The organism is Rhodococcus sp. OK519, from assembly GCF_003051005.1.
GTDB lineage: Bacteria > Actinomycetota > Actinomycetes > Mycobacteriales > Mycobacteriaceae > Prescottella.
The window spans coordinates 96554-112054 of sequence record NZ_QAOW01000003.1; the positions used below are offsets into that span (position 1 = coordinate 96554).

The following is a 15501-nucleotide window of genomic DNA, read 5'->3' on the forward strand; positions in this document are numbered from 1 at the left end:
GCCGATCACCCGCGGCGTCGGCACCGCAGGCCTGTACCGATTCGTCGGCTTCACCACCCGGCCGCACCCACGACTCGGTCGAGGCCTCGCGTCCCGCGAGCCTGTTGGCTTCCATGAAGAGTTGGAGGAACCCCGTGGCAGCCGGGACCGAACCCGCACCACGCTGTGACGACGCATTCGACAACACCATCTCGAACGAGTTCCCTTCCCTCGACCGTCCGGCCCGTCCGGGGAGACGTGGCCTTCGCCTTTCGGGGGTATTCGGAGCGGTCGTGTCGATGGATGGGAGCGAATTCTGCGCGCGTCGTAGGATCGCGACATGAGCGTCCCGACTCTCGCGGACTCGTTCGAATCTCATCGCGGCCACCTGCTGTCCGCGGCGTATCGCCTGACCGGAAGCGTCACCGACGCCGAGGACGCCGTGCAGGAGGCGTGGATCCGTCTCGCCGGCACGGACGCCGAGCGCATCGACGACCTGCGGGCGTGGCTGACGACCGTCGTCGGGCGCATCTGCCTCGATCGTCTGCGCTCGGCGACCGCACGGCGGGAGCGCTATGTGGGTCAGTGGTTACCCGAGCCGATCGTGACGGACCTGACGCCGTCGGCCATGCCCGACCCGCTCGATGCGGTGGTTCGGGAGGAGGACAACCGCTTGGCCGCGCTCGTCGTGCTGGACACGCTCACCGCCGACCAGCGGGTGGCGTTCGTGCTGCACGACGGCTTCGGGGTGCCGTTCGCCGAGATCGCGGACATGCTGTCGACGAGCGTCGCCTCCGCACGGCAACTCGCTTCCCGCGCCCGACGCGCGGTGGCCGACGCCCCGCCGCCGGTGCCGGACGCCGAGCACGCCGAGGCAGTCACGCGCCTGCTCACCGCGATGGCGGCCGGCGATCTCGAGGCAGTCCTGGCCGCATTACATCCGGACGCGATCACGATCGGCGACGCGAACGGCACCACCCGCACCGCGGTCAACGTCATCACTGGCGCCGACCACACCGCCCGGTTCTTCCTGGGACTCGCGCACAAGTACGGCCTCGAGACGTTCCTGGCGGCGACGCCGGCGCGCGTCAACGGTCAACTCGGCTTCGTCAGTCACGGCTCATCCGGCGACGACACCCACCCCGGCTTCCCGGGGAGGATCACCGGTTTCACGGTGCGTGACGGCAAGGTGTGGGCCGCCTACGACATCGCGAACCCCGAGAAGCACCGCGGCATCAGGCTTTCCGGGGCTCCGACTCCTCCTGCTCCGTCGCCCACGGCACCCGGCACGCGTCACCCGAGTTGAAGCCCTGGTCGTGGATGCCGAGCGCCGAGTTCATCCGCGAGCGCATGTTCTCGAGGCCGACCTGATAGGTCAGTTCGACGACTCCGTCGCGGCCGAAGCGCCGCTCGAGATCGGCCACCTGCTCATCGGTGGCGGCGGTGGGCGTCTCGGTCATCGCGTCCGCGTAGGCGATCGCGGCGCGCTCGTCGTCGCTGTAGAGCGGCGACGTCTCGTAGTCGCCGATGTGCTGCAACCGGTCGATGTCGAGGCCCTCGAGACGCTGGAGCATGGTCCCGAAGTCGACGCACCATGAGCATCCGACGGTCCACGCCACCCGGTACACGGCGATGTCGCGCACGTTGGGCGGCAGCACGGTCGACGCCTTCTGTGCGCCCATCTCGTGCCGCGCCGAGACGGTGAACAGCTTGCGATGGTTGGCGAGCACCGCGAACGGTTCGGGCACCTCACCGAAGCGTCGGCCGGCGTACCAGTACGCGGCCTTCACCAGCGGACCTGCCTCCTGCGGTGTCACAGCGTGAATGCGAGCCATGGTTTCCTCCGTCGTCTCTCCGGTCGGTGCCGGGCGCCGATTGCGCCCGTTCACCCCTTGGACGAGACAGCTGCCGAGAACGTGACACGGCCGGGTTCGTTCGACGACGACCACGCCGCTACGCTGGACAAATGCCCGCAGCGCCCCGCTCCCGCACCGTCTCGCGACTGCAGCCGTTCGCGTCCACGATCTTCGCCGAGATGACGGCGCTGGCCACCGAGCACGACGCAATCAACCTGGGTCAGGGCTTCCCCGACACCGACGGCCCCGCGTCGATGCTCGAGGTCGCGCGGCAGGCGATCGCGGACGGACTCAACCAGTACCCGCCCGGACCGGGCATGCCGGTGCTGCGGCAGGCCATCGTGGCCGATCGCGCGGCCCGCTACGGGATCTCGCACGACCCCAACTCGGAGGTCCTGGTCACGGTCGGCGCCACCGAGGCGATCAGCGCGGCCATCCTGGGGTTGGTCGAACCGGGCGAAGAGGTGGTGCTGATCGAGCCGTACTACGACTCGTATGCCGCCGCCGTCGCTCTGGCCGGCGCCGTCCGACGGTCCGTCCCCCTGGTCCGCGACGGCGACCGGTTCGTCCTGGACCTCGACGCCCTGCGCGCCGCGATCACCCCCGACACCAAGATGTTGGTGATCAATTCGCCGCACAATCCCACCGGCACCGTGTTCACCGAGTCCGAGTTGTCGGCGGTCGCCGAACTGGCCTGCGAGCGAGATCTGCTGGTGCTCAGCGACGAGGTGTACGAGCACCTGGTGTTCGACGGCCGCACCCACACCCCGCTCGCCGCGCTACCCGGCATGTACGAGCGCACAGTGACGGTCTCGAGCGCCGCCAAGACGTTCAATGTCACCGGATGGAAGACCGGGTGGGCGTGCGGACCCGCAGAACTGGTCGACGCCGTCCGCGCCGCCAAGCAGTTCATGTCGTTCGTGGCCGGTGGCCCGTTCCAGCCCGCGGTGGCGCACGCCCTCGAACATGAGCAGCCGTGGGTGCGGCAGATGCGAAACAACTTGCAGGGCAAGCGGGATCTGCTCGCATCGGCGTTGCGCGACGCCGGGTTCGACGTCTATTCGGGCGGCGGCACCTACTTCCTCCTGGCCGACATCAGCGCGTTCGGCACGCGCGACGGCATCGAATTCTGCCGGACCCTGCCTCCGACGGCCGGGGTGGCGGCAGTGCCGGTGAGCGTGTTCACCGACCACCCGGACCAGTGGAATCACTTGGTGCGCTTCGCGTTCTGCAAACAGGACGAGATTCTGTCGGAGGCGGCGGCCCGGCTGCGGCGGTTGAGGGCGTCCGAGTGAGCCTGGCGACGGTCCCCGCCGACTTCCTTCGCCGCGCACTGCGCCTCGCAGAGACGGCCGGCGCGGACTTGTCGTCGACGCTCGAGGCGTCGGGCATCGACGTCGCGGCGCTCGACGACCCGCGGACCCGCCTGACGCCGGAGCAGGTCACGGCCTTCACCCAGGCCACGTGGCAACTCACCGACGACGAACTGTTCGGCATCGGCGCCTCCCCCGTGCCGCGCGGGACGTTCCGGCTGATCTGCCTGTCACTCATCCATCGGCCGGACCTGGGCAGCGCCCTCGAGCGAATGGCAGACGTCACCCGTGCACTACCGGTTCCGCCGCTCACCCTGATTCCGGGCGAACACTCGACGCGGCTCGAGGTGCGGGTCGACGTCCGCGACGACGCCTTCTCCCCCGAGTTCGTCGACGCGGCCTTTCGCCTGGTCACCGATTTCGAACTGATCCTGCTGCACCGATTCGCCGCCTGGCTGGTGGGCCGCCGCGTGAAGCTGCAGGCGGTACTGATCCCGTACCCGCAGCCCGAGGCCCGGTTCGCCAAGCACTACGACAGCATCTTCGGCGTCCCGGTCACGTTCGGGGCGAGCGTGGCGACGCTCGAGTTCGACAACTCGATCCTGCGCGCGCCGATCATCCAGGACGAGAGCGCACTCGCCGAGTATCTGCGCGAATCACCGAATCTGCTTCTCTCCGAACGCGACTACGACAGCACCGCCTCGGCACAGGTGCGCCGCGTGCTCGAGATGGGTGCGCGCGGACGGACGTGTACGGCCGACGAGATCGCCGAGATGCTCTCGATCAGCGTGCCGCACCTGCGCCGATTGCTGCGGCAGGAGGGAACCTCACTCAACGCTCTGCGTGAGGAGGTGCTGCGCGACGCCGCCGTTGCCGCGCTCGGCCGCGGCGAATCGGTGGACGAGTTGTCCGCTCGGCTGGGTTTCTCCGAGGCCAGCGCCTTCCGACGCGCCTTCAAACGGTGGACCGGGGCAACACCGAGCGCCTATCGCTAGGACGCCACCGTCCGGCAGCGTCCCGCCGTGGGGCGAGGCCGTCCGCGCGGACGTTTACGGGCGACGACGACACCGCGGTGGAGGATCTCGCCGCCCCATACACCCCACGGTTCGGCGCGATCGAGCGCCTCGATCAGGCAGCGCGTGCGGATCGCGCACCCTCCGCACAGCCGTTTCGCGCGCTCGAGGTCGGCAGGGACCGGGGAGAACCACAGATCCAGATCACCGGTCCGGCACGGCGTCCGTCCCTCGTACTCGACCTCCGTGCGACTCGCGCTGATCGGCATGCCGACGTTCCCCTCACGTTGTTCCGCGGCCCGGGGATCTCCCGCACCATCGGTACAGACTCGCGCGGGCCGGAAAACTCATCGTGCGCCCGGCGGATGCGATCTAGTTCCAGTTGTCGATCTTGACGTCCCGAGGGGCCGGCGCGCCTGCTCCGGTTTCGACCATCGATTTCAAGCTCATCAGAAAGACCGCCCATTTGGTACTGCAGTGGTGCATGAACTCCACGGGTTCCTTCCATCCCTCGTGCGAGAAGAGCACGATCACGTAGGGGCCGTCACGCCGCAGATCCCACTGCACGCGGGTGCCGATCCATTCCTCGGGACCGTCGACCACCTCCCACAGCACGCGTTCCGACGGCCGGAGCTCTACGACCTCGATGTCGAATCCGCCTTCCCCGAAACGGAACTGGAGAGTTCCTCCGACGTTCGGGTCTCCGCTCGTGTCGCCGGTCCACCAACCGGCGAGACCGTCGATCGTCGTCAACGCCGCGTAGACATCGTCGACGGAGGACGACTCGATTCCGACCCTGTGCAGAATGTCGACCATCTCGAACCCCTCTCCCTGGTCACTTTCGACCGTTGCGTTGGATTCCTTCTGCGATCCGCTTGATGCGCTGGAGCCTGGCATCCCACGTCGATCCGACGGCGCCGAGTTGCGCCACAGCACGGGCGAGTTGGGCGTCGTCGACGCGATAGAGCCGCTCCCTGCCTGCGGGCGTCGCGTGTACCAGACCGACGCGATCGAGAACATTCAGGTGTTTCGCGACAGCTTGCCGAGTCACAGGCAACTGTTCGCTGAGGGTGGTCGCCGTCCCCCGGCCGTCCGCCAGCAGCAGGTCCAGCATTCGTCGCCGGGTCGGGTCCCCGATCGCCGACCAGAGCGCGTCATCGACGTTCATCGACTGGCGCCCAGCCGGTTGGCGTACTCGACGAGACGTGGCAGGTAGCGATCCCAGCCCTCGATGTGCGAGTTGTACTGCTCCTCGAGAACGGCTACCTCCCAGCCCATCTCGCGAAATCCGGTTTCCGTCATTCGGACCGTGGTGCCCTCCCCGGATGGGGTGAGCTCGAATGTCACCAGCATGGCCGTGTCGGGGTTCGGCGCATCGTCGGTCAGATGAACCCAACGGAAGGAGAACAGCCGAGGCGGCCTGGTCTCGACCACCTCGATCCGGGCGACATGTCCATCGGGCGAGTTCCTCTCGCCCCACACGAGTTCCCCGACCGATCCACGGGTCGGTTCGAGACCGACGACCTCGTCGGGCCACCACTCCTTCAAGTGCTCCGGACTACTGATGACGTCGAAGACGACGTCCGGTGCGGCTTCGACGTACATCGACCGCTCGATTCGCCCGTACTCCACGCGACCACCTCATGCAACTTTCGGTTGCACATGAGACTATTCGCGCCCGGCGGCATGCGCAACCATCAGTTGCATCCAGACCCACACGAGGTGATGAGGTGACCCCCACCGTGCCGCCCCAGGTCGAGACGAGCACGCCTGGCCACCAGTCCGTGGGTTGTCGGAAACCAGCTGATACGTCTAGCCCTCGACCACCGCTTGCAGCGGAGACTGCGCCGCCACGGCGGCACCCAGTGCGTCGAAGGCCAGATCGAACGCGTCCGCAAGCCACTCGTCTGTGGCCTCGGCGAGCACTCGGGCCGGACCGCCCTCGACATCGTGAAAGGTCACCGTCCAACTCCCGATCGCGTCGGGATCGGCGCACAGGCCGGCCTCGTCGTTCCGGGCGAGGCAGTACCGACCGAACTCGAAGTCGACGCGAACGACGTCGGAGTCTCCGACACGAACGGCGCTGACGGGTCGTTGCGCGGCCGCCGCCAGCAACGCCATGGCATCGGCGAACGGGTCCGGTGCTCCCCCCGCGCGGGACATCGGAATCACGGCTGCTGTTCGGGGCAGGACGCCGGTCGGCGCCTCGCACTGCAGTTCGGCTTGTCCAGCCATCCCATTCCGGTCCTCTCGATCAGTACCAACTCGCGTGAGGCTGTTACCCCGGACTTCGCGTGGCTATACATGCGATGTTCCACGCCTCACCCGAACCTTCGGCGAAGACGATTTGCGGAGGCGACGTATAAAGCCCCGCCGTCCGGGGTAGAAGACTGATGATCGCGTCGAATCAACAGGTCGGGAGTACCGCAGATGTCGTTCTTGTCGAGCACCACCGTTCGAGTTGCCTGTGTCAGGGGCATCTACTCGTGGTGTGGCATCCGCTACTTCGGCGAGCGCGGCGAGTCCGTACCGATGACCCCGCTCGCCGTGCTGTCCACGGCACGGGCGTGAGCGAGGACATGTGAGGACCGACCGTATATTTACCGGCATGGAGATGCCCGGATCCGCAGCAGCGTCCACCCTGTCGATCGACGTCGACGTGACCGGCGGTGCCGTTGTGATGCACCCGCGTGGCGAGATCGACGTCGTCACCGCACCAGAGTTTCAGGAGGCCGTGGAACGAACCGCGGCGCAGCACCCCGACGTCGCGCTGATCGTCGATCTGTCGAAGGTCGCCTTCCTCGCGTCGGCGGGACTGGCCGTGTTGGTCCGGTGCAGCGACGACCTCGCCGATCAGCGACGATTCATCGTCGTCGCCCACGGCCCCACCACCCTCCGGCCGCTCGAACTGACCGGCCTGACCGAGACGCTCGAGGTTCATTCCTCTGTCGAAGCGGCTCTTGCGACGGTGTGAGCTCCGTGGAGCTATCGATGGTCGCGGTTCCCGCCCAGGTATCGGTACTGTCCGCCGCTCGCGCGGCGCTGACCGAGTTCGCGACCGAGGCGGAACTGCCCGATGCAATGGTGCCGGACATGTTGCTGGCCACCTACGAGGCGATGGCGAACATCGTCGAGCACGCCTATCCGCACGACGGTGCGGGAACGTTCGATCTGAAGGCGGCGTACAACAGGGCCGACGAGACGCTCACGATCACCATCGCGGATCACGGAAGCTGGAAGAGCGGCGGCCCGGATCCCGCGTCACGGCGTGGCCGCGGGCTGCAACTGATGCGCTCGTGCAGCGATGTGGCGGACGTCGTCCCCGACGACAGCGGAACCCAGGTACACCTGCAGTGGCGCGGCCGTCCCGGCAGCGCCGTGCCCGACGAGAACAGCGTGGTTGGAAGTTGAAGCAGGCGGACACGAGTCCTCAGCCCTCGCGCGACGAGACGAACGGCGCACCGCCGGTCACGCTCACCGTTGCGGCGCAACACGATCAGCTGCCCCTCGTGCGCATGCTGACCGAGGTCGTCGCGATGCGCAACAACTGCACACTCGACCAGGCCGCCGACCTCAAACTGGCCGTCGACCAGATCAGCACACTCCTGATTTCGGCCGCGGCGGAGCGCACCGAGCTGGGATGCCGTTTCCGGGCGGCCGGCGACACCTTCAGCGTCGTCCTCACCGCGACCACCGTCGGCGACTGGCAGCCCGAACACGGGAGCCTCGAGTGGCGCATCCTCAGTGCACTCGCCGACTCGATCGAGATCTCCCAGCAGCCCGACGACTCGGGGCGCGCCCACGAGTCGACCGTCACCCTGTGCACTCGAAAGCTGGTGTGACCGTTGTCAACTGCGCCAGCAGGTGACGCCTCTTCGTCGCCCGCTTGGAAGGCTGACGGCGAGGTGCCGCGGCTGTTCGCCGAACTGGCGAACCACGCACCCGACGACGACCGCAGCGTCGCACTGCGACAGCAGATCGTCGCCCGTTCACTTCCCCTGGCCCGCAACATCTCGCGGCGCTTCGCCAGCCGGGGTCAGGAAATGGACGACCTCTACCAGGTCGCCTGCATGGGACTGATCCACGCCGTCGACAGGTTCGACCACACCCGGGGCAGCGATTTCGCGGCCTTCGCCGTGCCGACCATCATGGGCGAGATCCGACGCTACTTTCGCGATCACGCCTGGGCGACCCGTGTACCTCGCCGCGTCAAGGACCTCAGTCTCGGCATCACCAAAGCGACCGAAGAACTGTCCCAGCGGCTCGGCCGGTCCCCGACCGCCTCCGAACTGGCGACCGAACTGGGTGCCGACGTGGACGAGGTCATCGAAGCCATCGCCGCCGCCGGCGCTTATCAGACCCATTCGCTGGACAGCCCCACCACGCGCGACGGGGGCACCGACGAAACGCTCGCCGACACTCTCGTCGCCGACGAGGACGAGTTCGAGAAGACGGAAACCTACCTCGCGTTGCGCCCGCTCATCGATCGGCTCGCACCGAGAGAGAAGCGCATCGTCCAGCTGCGGTTCTTCGAGGAGAAGACGCAGACGGAGATCGCGCGAGAACTCGGCGTCTCGCAGGTCCAGATCTCCCGACTGCTGTCGAAGATCCTCGCCGGGATTCGTACGAACCTGGAGTGAGCGTCGCCCTCAGCGGCGATTCGGCAACCGCACGACCTGAACCCAGAAATCGTCGATCTGACGGACCGCAGCGATGAACTGATCCAGGTCGACCGGCTTGGTCACGTACGCGTTCGCGTGCAACTTGTAGCTGCGGACGATGTCCTCCTCGGCTCCCGACGTCGTCAGGATCACCACGGGGATATCCGCCAGATCCGGATCCGACTTGATCTTCTCGAGTACCTGTCGGCCGTCGTACTTGGGCAGGTTCAGGTCGAGCAGGATCAGTTCGGGCCGGACGGCATCCGTGTAGGCCCCGCGGCGGTAGAGAAAGTCCAGCGCCTGCTCGCCGTCACGGACGACGTGGAGATTGTTGCGAACCTTGTTGAACTCGAACGCCTCTCGCGTCATCAGTTCGTCACCCGGATCATCCTCGACGAGGAGGACGTCGATGGCATTGCCTGCAGCGCTCATGTGAGGGCTCCTTCTGTGGTGCGGATGGTCTCTTCGGCCCCGCGGTCGACGTCGGCGGCCTCGGGCAGGGTGAAGCAGAAGCGGGCTCCACCGGTGTAGTCGGTGTCGAGCCAGATCCGCCCACCGTGGTACTCGACGATCTTCTTGCACAGCGCCAATCCGATCCCGGTGCCGCTGTACTCGTCGCGCGCGTGCAGACGCTGGAAGATGACGAAGATCTTATCCGCGAACTCCCCCGAGATGCCGATCCCGTTGTCCTGCACGCTCACCAACCAACCGACGTCCGGCCGGCGCTCGACACTGATCGACACTTCGGGGACCGTTCCGGGCTCGGCGAACTTGATGGCATTGCCGATCAGGTTCTGCCACAGCATCGTCAACAGTGTCGGATCCCCCTCGACGTCGGGAAGCCGTTCGGGCGCGTGGATCCGAGCACCAGAATCCTCTACCGCAGCAGCGAGATTGGAAAGCGCCTTCGCAAAGGGTCGATCGAGCGACAGCGGCTCGAAGCCGGCGCTCATGCGACCGACACGGGAGAAGTCCAGGAGGTCGTTGATGAGCGCCTGCATCCGCTTGGCGCCGTCGACGGCGAAATCGATGTACTGGCGGCCGCGCTCGTCGAGCTCGTCGCCGTATCGCTTCTCCAGGAGCTGGCAGAACGACGCCACCTTCCGGAGCGGCTCCTGCAGATCGTGGGACGTGACGTAGGCGAACTGCTCGAGTTCGGCGTTGGAGCGCCGCAGTTCCACCGTCTGTGCGTCCAGCTTGGTGGTCTGCGCTTCGAGGCGGGCCTGCCGGTCCTGCACGATCTCGAGTTCGGCGACGATCCGCTGCCGCATCGCCTCGACGTCCTCGGCGAGGGCACGGATGTCCGAGGGCCCGTTACCCGCGTCGATCCGCTGCCCGAAGCTGCCCTGGACCACCTTCCTGGACGATTCTCCCAGTCGGCGCAGCGGGTTCAGGACCGCCTTGCGGATCAGCACCGCCAGGATGCCGGTGGCGGCCAACAACACCAGGAACATCACCGAGAAGACGATCGTCCGTAGGTGGCGCGCGTCCGCGAGACGATCCATCGCATCGAGACGAGCCTGTTCGACGTGCTGGTCCAGTTCGCCGATGAGGACCCGGACCTGGTCGAACGCAAGCCTGCCGCGCTCGTAGACGACGGGATCGATCGGGTTGCCCTCGCCGGGCGTGCGCGCGAGCAACGGATCGGCGAAGACGCTGCGCCAGTCGGTGGAAGCCTGCTTGATCTCGATGAGATCGTCACCCAGTTCCGATCTGTCACCGATCATTCCGCGCAGTTCGTCCATCGCTCGCTGCTCGATCTGCACCCCCTCGGTGTACGGCTCGAGGAACGACGAATCCCCGGACAGCGCGTAGCCTCGGACGCCCGTCTCCTGGTTGAGCAACGACGCCTCGAGATCGGCGGCCGCGGCCCGGGCCGGCATCAGGCCCTCGATCAGTTCGTCGGTGGCCTCGCGGGTGCGCTCGAGGGAGACGGCCGCGCTCACCGCTCCGACGCAGATCAGCACCACCATGACCGTCAGCAGCAGGTTGAACCAGGCCTTGACGGTCCGACCACCCGAACCACGGGTCGCGGGCTGCGGTTGCGAACTCATTTACTGCCGTCTTCCTTCGTCATTCGTACATGTACGACCGCGATGTCGTCGGTGAGGCCTCCGTGGTCGGCCGCGAGACTCTCCACGTGGCCGATGAGCGCGTCGACGAACTCGTCCGCCGACGCCGCCCCACACGTGCGCGCGTACTCGAGCAGTCGCTCCTCACCCAATCGCTCGGTCGGGCCGATCCGGCTCTCGAACAGCCCGTCGGTGAACAGGACGATCGCGGTCCGAGGGTCGACGCTCACCTCTTGCGCTGTCCAGCTTCCCCGCTTGCGCCCCAAGCCCACGGCGGGGCCTCCCGGGACCTCGAGCCAGTCGACGCCCGCCGCTGTGCGCATCATCATGCCGGGATGTCCCGCGCGGATGACCTGCATCGTGGTCCGGTCCGGTGCCAGAACCACGGTCGTCATGGTCGCGAAGATGTGCCGCTGAGGACGTTCCGCGATCAGGACCTCCTCGAGTGTCCGCATCGCGGACTCGACGGGTACACCGCCGATGACCAGCGTGCGCCAGGCGATTCTCAGGCTGACACCCAGAGCGGCCTCGTCCGGACCGTGCCCGCAGATGTCTCCGATGAGGAGATGCACCCCACCGTCCCGGTCTTCGACGACATCGTAGAAATCGCCCCCGAGCAGACCGTGTGCGCGCCCCGGACGGTATCGCGCAACCACGTCGACGTTGTCGCCGCGCAGCAACGGAACGGGAAGCAGTCCCCTCTCCAAGCGGGCGTTCTCCCGAGCGCGTTGCTCACTGGCGCGGAGCGCAGTCGCGGCGTTCTCGGCGCGCTTGCGTTCGATCGCGTACCGCACCGACCGGGCGAACATGTCGGCATCGACTCGGCCCTTGACCAAGTAGTCCTGGGCACCGGCGGCGACGGCTGCCAGACCGGTCAGATCCTCGGCCAGGCCCGTCATCACGACTACCGGCGCACCGTCCGCGGAGCGCTGAACCGCTGCCAGAGCATCGAGACCCTGCGCATCCGGGAGGTGCAGGTCCAGCAGGATGCAGTCGGGCCTGTCCGTCTCGAGCCACGCCCGTGCGTGTGTGAGGGACTTGGTCCAGACGAGATCCAGACCGGGCATGGCGTCGAGCGCCATCTCCTCCACGAGAAGAGCGTCGCCGGGATCGTCCTCGATCAGCAGGACGGTGAGTTGGGTGTCCGGTGTCGTCGTCACGCCCGAAGCACCCATGATTCTGTCGACAGGACCACGAACAGCTCCTATCGCGTCAAACCGGCAACACTGCAGATCGCCAGCCTATCGGACGCCTGACTCACACAGCCGAACGGGACGAGCTCGGATCTCCAGCCGGCCGCGCGGCGATTCCTTCGCCGCTATGCCGCGACCACCGGAATCACCACGGCGAGGCCCGCGAACAGCTTCGCGAACGACGCGAGCGACGCCTCCACCTCGTCCGCCCGCCCGTCGGCGAGCCACCCGAGGATGAGGCCGTCGATGGCGGTGGTGACCATCCGGCTGAGCACGGGAATCGGCACGGTCCATTCGATGCCGGCGGTCGCCGCCAGCTTGGCGAGGAATTCGCCGGTGGAGGCGTAGTACTCGCGGTACTGCCACTCGGCGATGTCGCTGCGGTCGGGCGCTCGCACCGCACCGATCGTCAGTTCGTAGAACACCAACTGCTTCGAGGGCCGTGCCCGGACCGTCTCCCACAGGCTCATGAGGCCCTTGAAGATCGACTCCTCGACGTCGATGCCAGGGGTCAGGCTGCCCACTGCCTTCTCGACGAACCCCGCGACGACCTCGCGGGTGAGTTCGCGCAACAGTTCCTCCTTGGAGGAGAAGCAGTAGTGGAACACGCTCTGCTGCACGCCGGCCTCGGCGCAGATCGCCCTCGTGCTCGCGGCGGCCAACCCCACCTCCGCCGAGACTCGGATCGCCGCATCCATCAGGTCCCTGCGCCGCTGTTCCACCGAAACGTATGGCATCGCAACCTTTCCCGAACGTCCCATGCAGTTATGTCGGCAGCGTAGTGGCGTGACCGGTCCGGGACCAGGATTAAACGCGATGAATGTGCCGGGACGTCCGATGTCCGATTTCACCCTTGTTTCCAAGCTGGTCGGTTGACAGACTTCGAGGACCCGGATGCCCCCCGCCCGGGCACCGGCGCGAGAGGACGAATCAACCGATGAAGATGACGATGGAATCGGTGCTCGAATCGGTGGTGCGGACCGCAGCCACGATCGCCGGTTCGCTGCCCTCCCCTGTTCAACGCGCCCTCGCGGGGCGCCCGATCCGGGTCGACGGACAGGAGTTGAACACCGAGATCCAGTTGATGCTGCGCATGCTCGCACTGCTGCCCGACTCGGACTTCGAGGAACTCCCGATCGCCGAGTCGCGCGCGCAGATCGATCTCGAGGCGCGCCTGGTCAGTGGGCGCCCGATCCCCATGGCATCGGTGACGTGCCTGACGATTCCCTCTCCGGCCGGCCCGATTCCCGCACGCATGTTCCGGCCCGAGGGATTGCCGCCGGCGGCACCGTTGCTCGTCTACTTCCACGGCGGCGGATTCGTGCTCGGCAGCCTGGACAGTCACGACTCGCTGTGCCGCTTCCTGGCCCAGCACGCCGAGGTGGCGGTCCTCGCCGTGGACTACCGACTGGCACCGGAGGCCCCGTTCCCGGCAGCCGCGGACGACGCGGTGGCCGCCTTCCGATACGCAGTGGAGAACGCGGCGGCTCTCGGTGTCGACCCCCACCGGGTGGCCGTCGCCGGAGACAGCGCCGGCGGCAACCTCGCCGCGGTCGTCTCCCAGGCGACGCGGGACGGAGGACCGCGGCCGGCCTTCCAGATGCTGTTCTTCCCGTGGCTCGACATGACCGCCAAGCGCGGTTCCTACAAACTCTTCAGCGACGGCTTCTTCCTCACCGAGGCCCAGATGGACTGGTACACCGATCATTACGTCCCGGCCGTCGACGACCGCAACGATCCGCGGGCGTCACCGATCCTCACCGAGGACCTCACCGGCCTGCCGCCCGCCTACATCGCGCTCTCCGGATTCGACGTCCTGCGCGACGAGGGCCTCGAGTACGCCGAACGGCTGCAGGCCGCGGGGGTTCCCACGACACTGCGGGTCCACCCCGGCCTGGTGCACGCGTTCGTGAACCTCACCGGCTACGGGCGCGCGGGTGTCGATGCGCTCCTCGAGGCGACCGGAGCCCTGCGGGTGGGGCTGTCGTTCGCGACGCACACCACCGGCCCGGCTCCGGAGGCAGTCGAACCGGTGGAGTGACCGCTCAGCCGACGCAGAACTCGTTGCCCTCCGGATCGGCCATCGTGATCCACACGCTGGGTCCGACCTGCCCCCGATGCAACACGGCGGCACCGGCTGCGACGAGTTGCTCCGCCACCTCCTCGCGCCGGTCCCCCACCCGGAGGTCCAGGTGCAGACGGTTCTTCCCCGTCTTGGCCTCGGGTACCAGCTGGAACAGCATGCGTGGCCGTTGCGGATGCTCGGAGTCGCTGATCGCTGCGCCCTCCCGCCAGACGAGCACGCCCTCGAACACTGTGGTGTCGGATTCCTGTGCGTGCCCGGCGGCGACAAGTCCTCGGATGAACTCCTCGTCGCTCGGCTCGACGCGCCAACCGAGCGCCTGCGCCCACCATTTAGCTTGGCTGTGCGGGTCTTTCGAATCCACGGTGACTTGAATTTCGTATCCCATGTGCCGACGCTACTGCCGGCCACCGACAAGTCCGGGCGGCATCGGACGCGAAGGCTGCTCCGCGGTGGTCACCGCGGAGCAGCCTGATGGAGATGAGGTGTCTTCGATGTCAGTTACCGGAGGATCCCGATGAACCCGATGAACCGAGCACGTGCTCTACCGACCCGCTCACCGAGCCGAAGATGTTCTCGAGTGACGCACCGATCGAACCGAGCGATCCGGAGGACTGCGGAGTCAGGGCGAAGGCGACATCGTTCGCGTCTCCCGAGCTGAGGTCGACCGTCTGCGTCAACGGGCTACCCGTGCAGCCGGTCGGCGGGACGACTTCGACGACGTATCCCGCCTGCGCCGGCTTGTACTGGAAGAAGTACCAGCCGTTGGGGTTGGTCTCCGTGGTGGAGATGATCGCGTCCATGTTGTCGCGGAGGTTGACGGTGACATTCTCCGTCGGTTGCCCCGTATCTCCCGGGCACCCGGTGACGAAGCCGAAGATACTGAAGACCTTGACCATTTCGAGGTTCAGCCCGGTAACAGGATTTCCGCTGGTCGTGTCCGCCGGGAGCTTGTCGGGAACGGATCCGCACCCTGCCGGCGGGTACAGATTCACCGAGTAGTCACCCGGTGGAATGTTCTGGAATTCGAAGACTCCGCCGGGCCCTGTCGTCACCGACGCCACGCCGACATTGGTCACGGCATCGTGGAGCTCCACCCACGCGCCCACGGGATTCCCGTCGTCGGCACACGTGTTGGTCATCGTTCCCGAAATCGCCGGGAACGGATCGGCGCTTGCCACTCCCGGAAGGCCGATCGTGGCGAGCACAAGTCCTGCGAACAACGTCCCTGCAGCTGAAAGCCTTCGTTTCACGTCGAACCCCCTCAGGTTCCGCGGACAATTACCGAGGGGATGGTAAGCACACTCATTTACAAGACTCGCCGAATTCTG

Annotated in this window: 21 protein-coding genes; 9 read left to right on the top strand and 12 right to left on the bottom strand. The window is 67.0% G+C overall.

Features of this window, described 5'->3' with window-relative positions; translation table 11 throughout:
- Window positions 1–319: 319 nt before the first annotated feature.
- Window positions 320–1285 (top strand): sigma-70 family RNA polymerase sigma factor, encoded by a 966-nt coding sequence (locus C8K36_RS10475; protein ID WP_107984434.1) that lies wholly within the window; start codon window positions 320–322, stop codon window positions 1283–1285.
- Here C8K36_RS10475 and C8K36_RS10480 read toward each other — a convergent pair.
- On the bottom strand, window positions 1215–1814 hold the full coding sequence (locus tag C8K36_RS10480) for a carboxymuconolactone decarboxylase family protein (protein ID WP_107984435.1): 600 nt from the start codon (window positions 1812–1814) through the stop codon (window positions 1215–1217). The two genes, C8K36_RS10475 and C8K36_RS10480, sit on opposite strands and share 71 nt — an antisense overlap.
- Window positions 1815–1945: 131 nt before the next feature.
- On the opposite strand from C8K36_RS10480, the gene C8K36_RS10485 reads away from it, so the two are divergent.
- Window positions 1946–3130 carry a pyridoxal phosphate-dependent aminotransferase gene (locus C8K36_RS10485; protein WP_107984436.1) on the top strand — a complete coding sequence of 395 codons (1185 nt, stop codon included), beginning with the start codon at window positions 1946–1948 and terminating at the stop codon, window positions 3128–3130.
- Window positions 3127–4143 (top strand): AraC family transcriptional regulator, encoded by a 1017-nt coding sequence (locus tag C8K36_RS10490; RefSeq protein ID WP_107984437.1) that lies wholly within the window; start codon window positions 3127–3129, stop codon window positions 4141–4143. Before C8K36_RS10485 ends, C8K36_RS10490 begins: the two co-directional genes overlap by 4 nt.
- Here the strand turns inward: C8K36_RS10490 and C8K36_RS10495 are convergent.
- From C8K36_RS10495 to C8K36_RS10515, 5 genes are all read right to left on the bottom strand, one after another.
- Window positions 4140–4430 (bottom strand): WhiB family transcriptional regulator, encoded by a 291-nt coding sequence (locus tag C8K36_RS10495; protein WP_107984438.1) that lies wholly within the window; start codon window positions 4428–4430, stop codon window positions 4140–4142. The two genes, C8K36_RS10490 and C8K36_RS10495, sit on opposite strands and share 4 nt — an antisense overlap.
- Before the next feature lie 103 nt (window positions 4431–4533).
- Complete coding sequence (locus tag C8K36_RS10500; RefSeq protein ID WP_107984439.1) at window positions 4534–4977, bottom strand: SRPBCC family protein; 444 nt, start codon at window positions 4975–4977, stop codon at window positions 4534–4536.
- A gap of 19 nt (window positions 4978–4996) precedes the next feature.
- The gene (locus C8K36_RS10505; protein ID WP_107984440.1) at window positions 4997–5329 is read right to left on the bottom strand and encodes an ArsR/SmtB family transcription factor; all 333 of its coding nucleotides are present in this window, start codon (window positions 5327–5329) and stop codon (window positions 4997–4999) included.
- Window positions 5326–5793: an SRPBCC domain-containing protein gene (locus tag C8K36_RS10510; protein ID WP_107984441.1), complete on the bottom strand. Its 468-nt coding sequence runs from the start codon at window positions 5791–5793 to the stop codon at window positions 5326–5328. The genes C8K36_RS10505 and C8K36_RS10510 overlap by 4 nt, the downstream gene beginning before the upstream one ends.
- 180 nt (window positions 5794–5973) lie before the next feature.
- The gene (locus C8K36_RS10515; protein ID WP_107984442.1) at window positions 5974–6396 is read right to left on the bottom strand and encodes a hypothetical protein; all 423 of its coding nucleotides are present in this window, start codon (window positions 6394–6396) and stop codon (window positions 5974–5976) included.
- Window positions 6397–6591: 195 nt separating this feature from the next.
- Between C8K36_RS10515 and C8K36_RS24800 the strand changes: the two genes are divergently transcribed.
- The 5 genes from C8K36_RS24800 (at window position 6592) to C8K36_RS10535 (ending at window position 8801) form a co-directional block, all read left to right on the top strand.
- A complete protein-coding gene (locus C8K36_RS24800; RefSeq protein ID WP_181319504.1) occupies window positions 6592–6732 on the top strand; it encodes a hypothetical protein in 141 nt (46 codons plus the stop codon).
- Between the two features lie 37 nt (window positions 6733–6769).
- Complete coding sequence (locus C8K36_RS10520; protein ID WP_107984443.1) at window positions 6770–7135, top strand: STAS domain-containing protein; 366 nt, start codon at window positions 6770–6772, stop codon at window positions 7133–7135.
- A 17-nt stretch (window positions 7136–7152) separates the two neighbouring features.
- Window positions 7153–7572: an ATP-binding protein gene (locus tag C8K36_RS10525; protein WP_107984782.1), complete on the top strand. Its 420-nt coding sequence runs from the start codon at window positions 7153–7155 to the stop codon at window positions 7570–7572.
- Window positions 7569–8003: an anti-sigma factor gene (locus C8K36_RS10530; RefSeq protein ID WP_107984444.1), complete on the top strand. Its 435-nt coding sequence runs from the start codon at window positions 7569–7571 to the stop codon at window positions 8001–8003. The genes C8K36_RS10525 and C8K36_RS10530 overlap by 4 nt, the downstream gene beginning before the upstream one ends.
- Before the next feature lie 63 nt (window positions 8004–8066).
- The gene (locus C8K36_RS10535; protein WP_258195370.1) at window positions 8067–8801 is read left to right on the top strand and encodes a SigB/SigF/SigG family RNA polymerase sigma factor; all 735 of its coding nucleotides are present in this window, start codon (window positions 8067–8069) and stop codon (window positions 8799–8801) included.
- A 9-nt stretch (window positions 8802–8810) separates the two neighbouring features.
- On the opposite strand, the gene C8K36_RS10540 is transcribed toward C8K36_RS10535, so the two are convergent.
- The 4 genes from C8K36_RS10540 to C8K36_RS10555 all read right to left on the bottom strand — a co-directional run bounded on the left by C8K36_RS10540 (window position 8811) and on the right by C8K36_RS10555 (window position 12824).
- Window positions 8811–9254, bottom strand: coding sequence for a response regulator (locus tag C8K36_RS10540; RefSeq protein WP_107984446.1), 444 nt, complete (start codon window positions 9252–9254; stop codon window positions 8811–8813).
- Window positions 9251–10876 carry a sensor histidine kinase gene (locus tag C8K36_RS10545; RefSeq protein WP_107984447.1) on the bottom strand — a complete coding sequence of 542 codons (1626 nt, stop codon included), beginning with the start codon at window positions 10874–10876 and terminating at the stop codon, window positions 9251–9253. Before C8K36_RS10545 ends, C8K36_RS10540 begins: the two co-directional genes overlap by 4 nt.
- Window positions 10873–12069, bottom strand: a complete 1197-nt coding sequence (locus C8K36_RS10550) for a PP2C family protein-serine/threonine phosphatase (RefSeq protein WP_107984448.1) — start codon at window positions 12067–12069, stop codon at window positions 10873–10875. Before C8K36_RS10550 ends, C8K36_RS10545 begins: the two co-directional genes overlap by 4 nt.
- Window positions 12070–12212: 143 nt before the next feature.
- Window positions 12213–12824: a TetR/AcrR family transcriptional regulator gene (locus tag C8K36_RS10555; RefSeq protein WP_107984783.1), complete on the bottom strand. Its 612-nt coding sequence runs from the start codon at window positions 12822–12824 to the stop codon at window positions 12213–12215.
- 200 nt (window positions 12825–13024) lie between these two features.
- Here C8K36_RS10555 and C8K36_RS10560 point away from each other — a divergent pair, with 200 nt between their 5' ends.
- Window positions 13025–14128, top strand: coding sequence for an alpha/beta hydrolase (locus C8K36_RS10560; RefSeq protein WP_107984449.1), 1104 nt, complete (start codon window positions 13025–13027; stop codon window positions 14126–14128).
- A 4-nt stretch (window positions 14129–14132) separates the two neighbouring features.
- Here C8K36_RS10560 and C8K36_RS10565 read toward each other — a convergent pair whose 3' ends face one another.
- Both C8K36_RS10565 and C8K36_RS10570 read right to left on the bottom strand, forming a co-directional pair.
- Window positions 14133–14558, bottom strand: coding sequence for a VOC family protein (locus C8K36_RS10565; protein WP_107984450.1), 426 nt, complete (start codon window positions 14556–14558; stop codon window positions 14133–14135).
- Between the two features lie 109 nt (window positions 14559–14667).
- A complete protein-coding gene (locus C8K36_RS10570; RefSeq protein ID WP_146176487.1) occupies window positions 14668–15312 on the bottom strand; it encodes an SdrD B-like domain-containing protein in 645 nt (214 codons plus the stop codon).
- Window positions 15313–15501 lie beyond the last annotated feature (189 nt).

Coding starts and splice junctions, on each gene's coding strand:
- C8K36_RS10540 (WP_107984446.1), bottom strand. CDS start 9,254: ATGAGCGCTGCAGGCAATGCCATCGACGTCCTCCTCGTCGAGGATGAT.
- C8K36_RS24800 (WP_181319504.1), top strand. CDS start 6,592: ATGTCGTTCTTGTCGAGCACCACCGTTCGAGTTGCCTGTGTCAGGGGC.
- C8K36_RS10505 (WP_107984440.1), bottom strand. CDS start 5,329: ATGAACGTCGATGACGCGCTCTGGTCGGCGATCGGGGACCCGACCCGG.
- C8K36_RS10570 (WP_146176487.1), bottom strand. CDS start 15,312: ATGACCAACACGTGTGCCGACGACGGGAATCCCGTGGGCGCGTGGGTG.
- C8K36_RS10525 (WP_107984782.1), top strand. CDS start 7,153: ATGGTCGCGGTTCCCGCCCAGGTATCGGTACTGTCCGCCGCTCGCGCG.
- C8K36_RS10550 (WP_107984448.1), bottom strand. CDS start 12,069: ATGGGTGCTTCGGGCGTGACGACGACACCGGACACCCAACTCACCGTC.
- C8K36_RS10495 (WP_107984438.1), bottom strand. CDS start 4,430: ATGCCGATCAGCGCGAGTCGCACGGAGGTCGAGTACGAGGGACGGACG.
- C8K36_RS10565 (WP_107984450.1), bottom strand. CDS start 14,558: ATGGGATACGAAATTCAAGTCACCGTGGATTCGAAAGACCCGCACAGC.
- C8K36_RS10545 (WP_107984447.1), bottom strand. CDS start 10,876: ATGAGTTCGCAACCGCAGCCCGCGACCCGTGGTTCGGGTGGTCGGACC.
- C8K36_RS10560 (WP_107984449.1), top strand. CDS start 13,025: ATGAAGATGACGATGGAATCGGTGCTCGAATCGGTGGTGCGGACCGCA.
- C8K36_RS10520 (WP_107984443.1), top strand. CDS start 6,770: ATGGAGATGCCCGGATCCGCAGCAGCGTCCACCCTGTCGATCGACGTC.
- C8K36_RS10475 (WP_107984434.1), top strand. CDS start 320: ATGAGCGTCCCGACTCTCGCGGACTCGTTCGAATCTCATCGCGGCCAC.
- C8K36_RS10515 (WP_107984442.1), bottom strand. CDS start 6,396: ATGGCTGGACAAGCCGAACTGCAGTGCGAGGCGCCGACCGGCGTCCTG.
- C8K36_RS10485 (WP_107984436.1), top strand. CDS start 1,946: ATGCCCGCAGCGCCCCGCTCCCGCACCGTCTCGCGACTGCAGCCGTTC.
- C8K36_RS10555 (WP_107984783.1), bottom strand. CDS start 12,824: ATGCCATACGTTTCGGTGGAACAGCGGCGCAGGGACCTGATGGATGCG.
- C8K36_RS10480 (WP_107984435.1), bottom strand. CDS start 1,814: ATGGCTCGCATTCACGCTGTGACACCGCAGGAGGCAGGTCCGCTGGTG.
- C8K36_RS10500 (WP_107984439.1), bottom strand. CDS start 4,977: ATGGTCGACATTCTGCACAGGGTCGGAATCGAGTCGTCCTCCGTCGAC.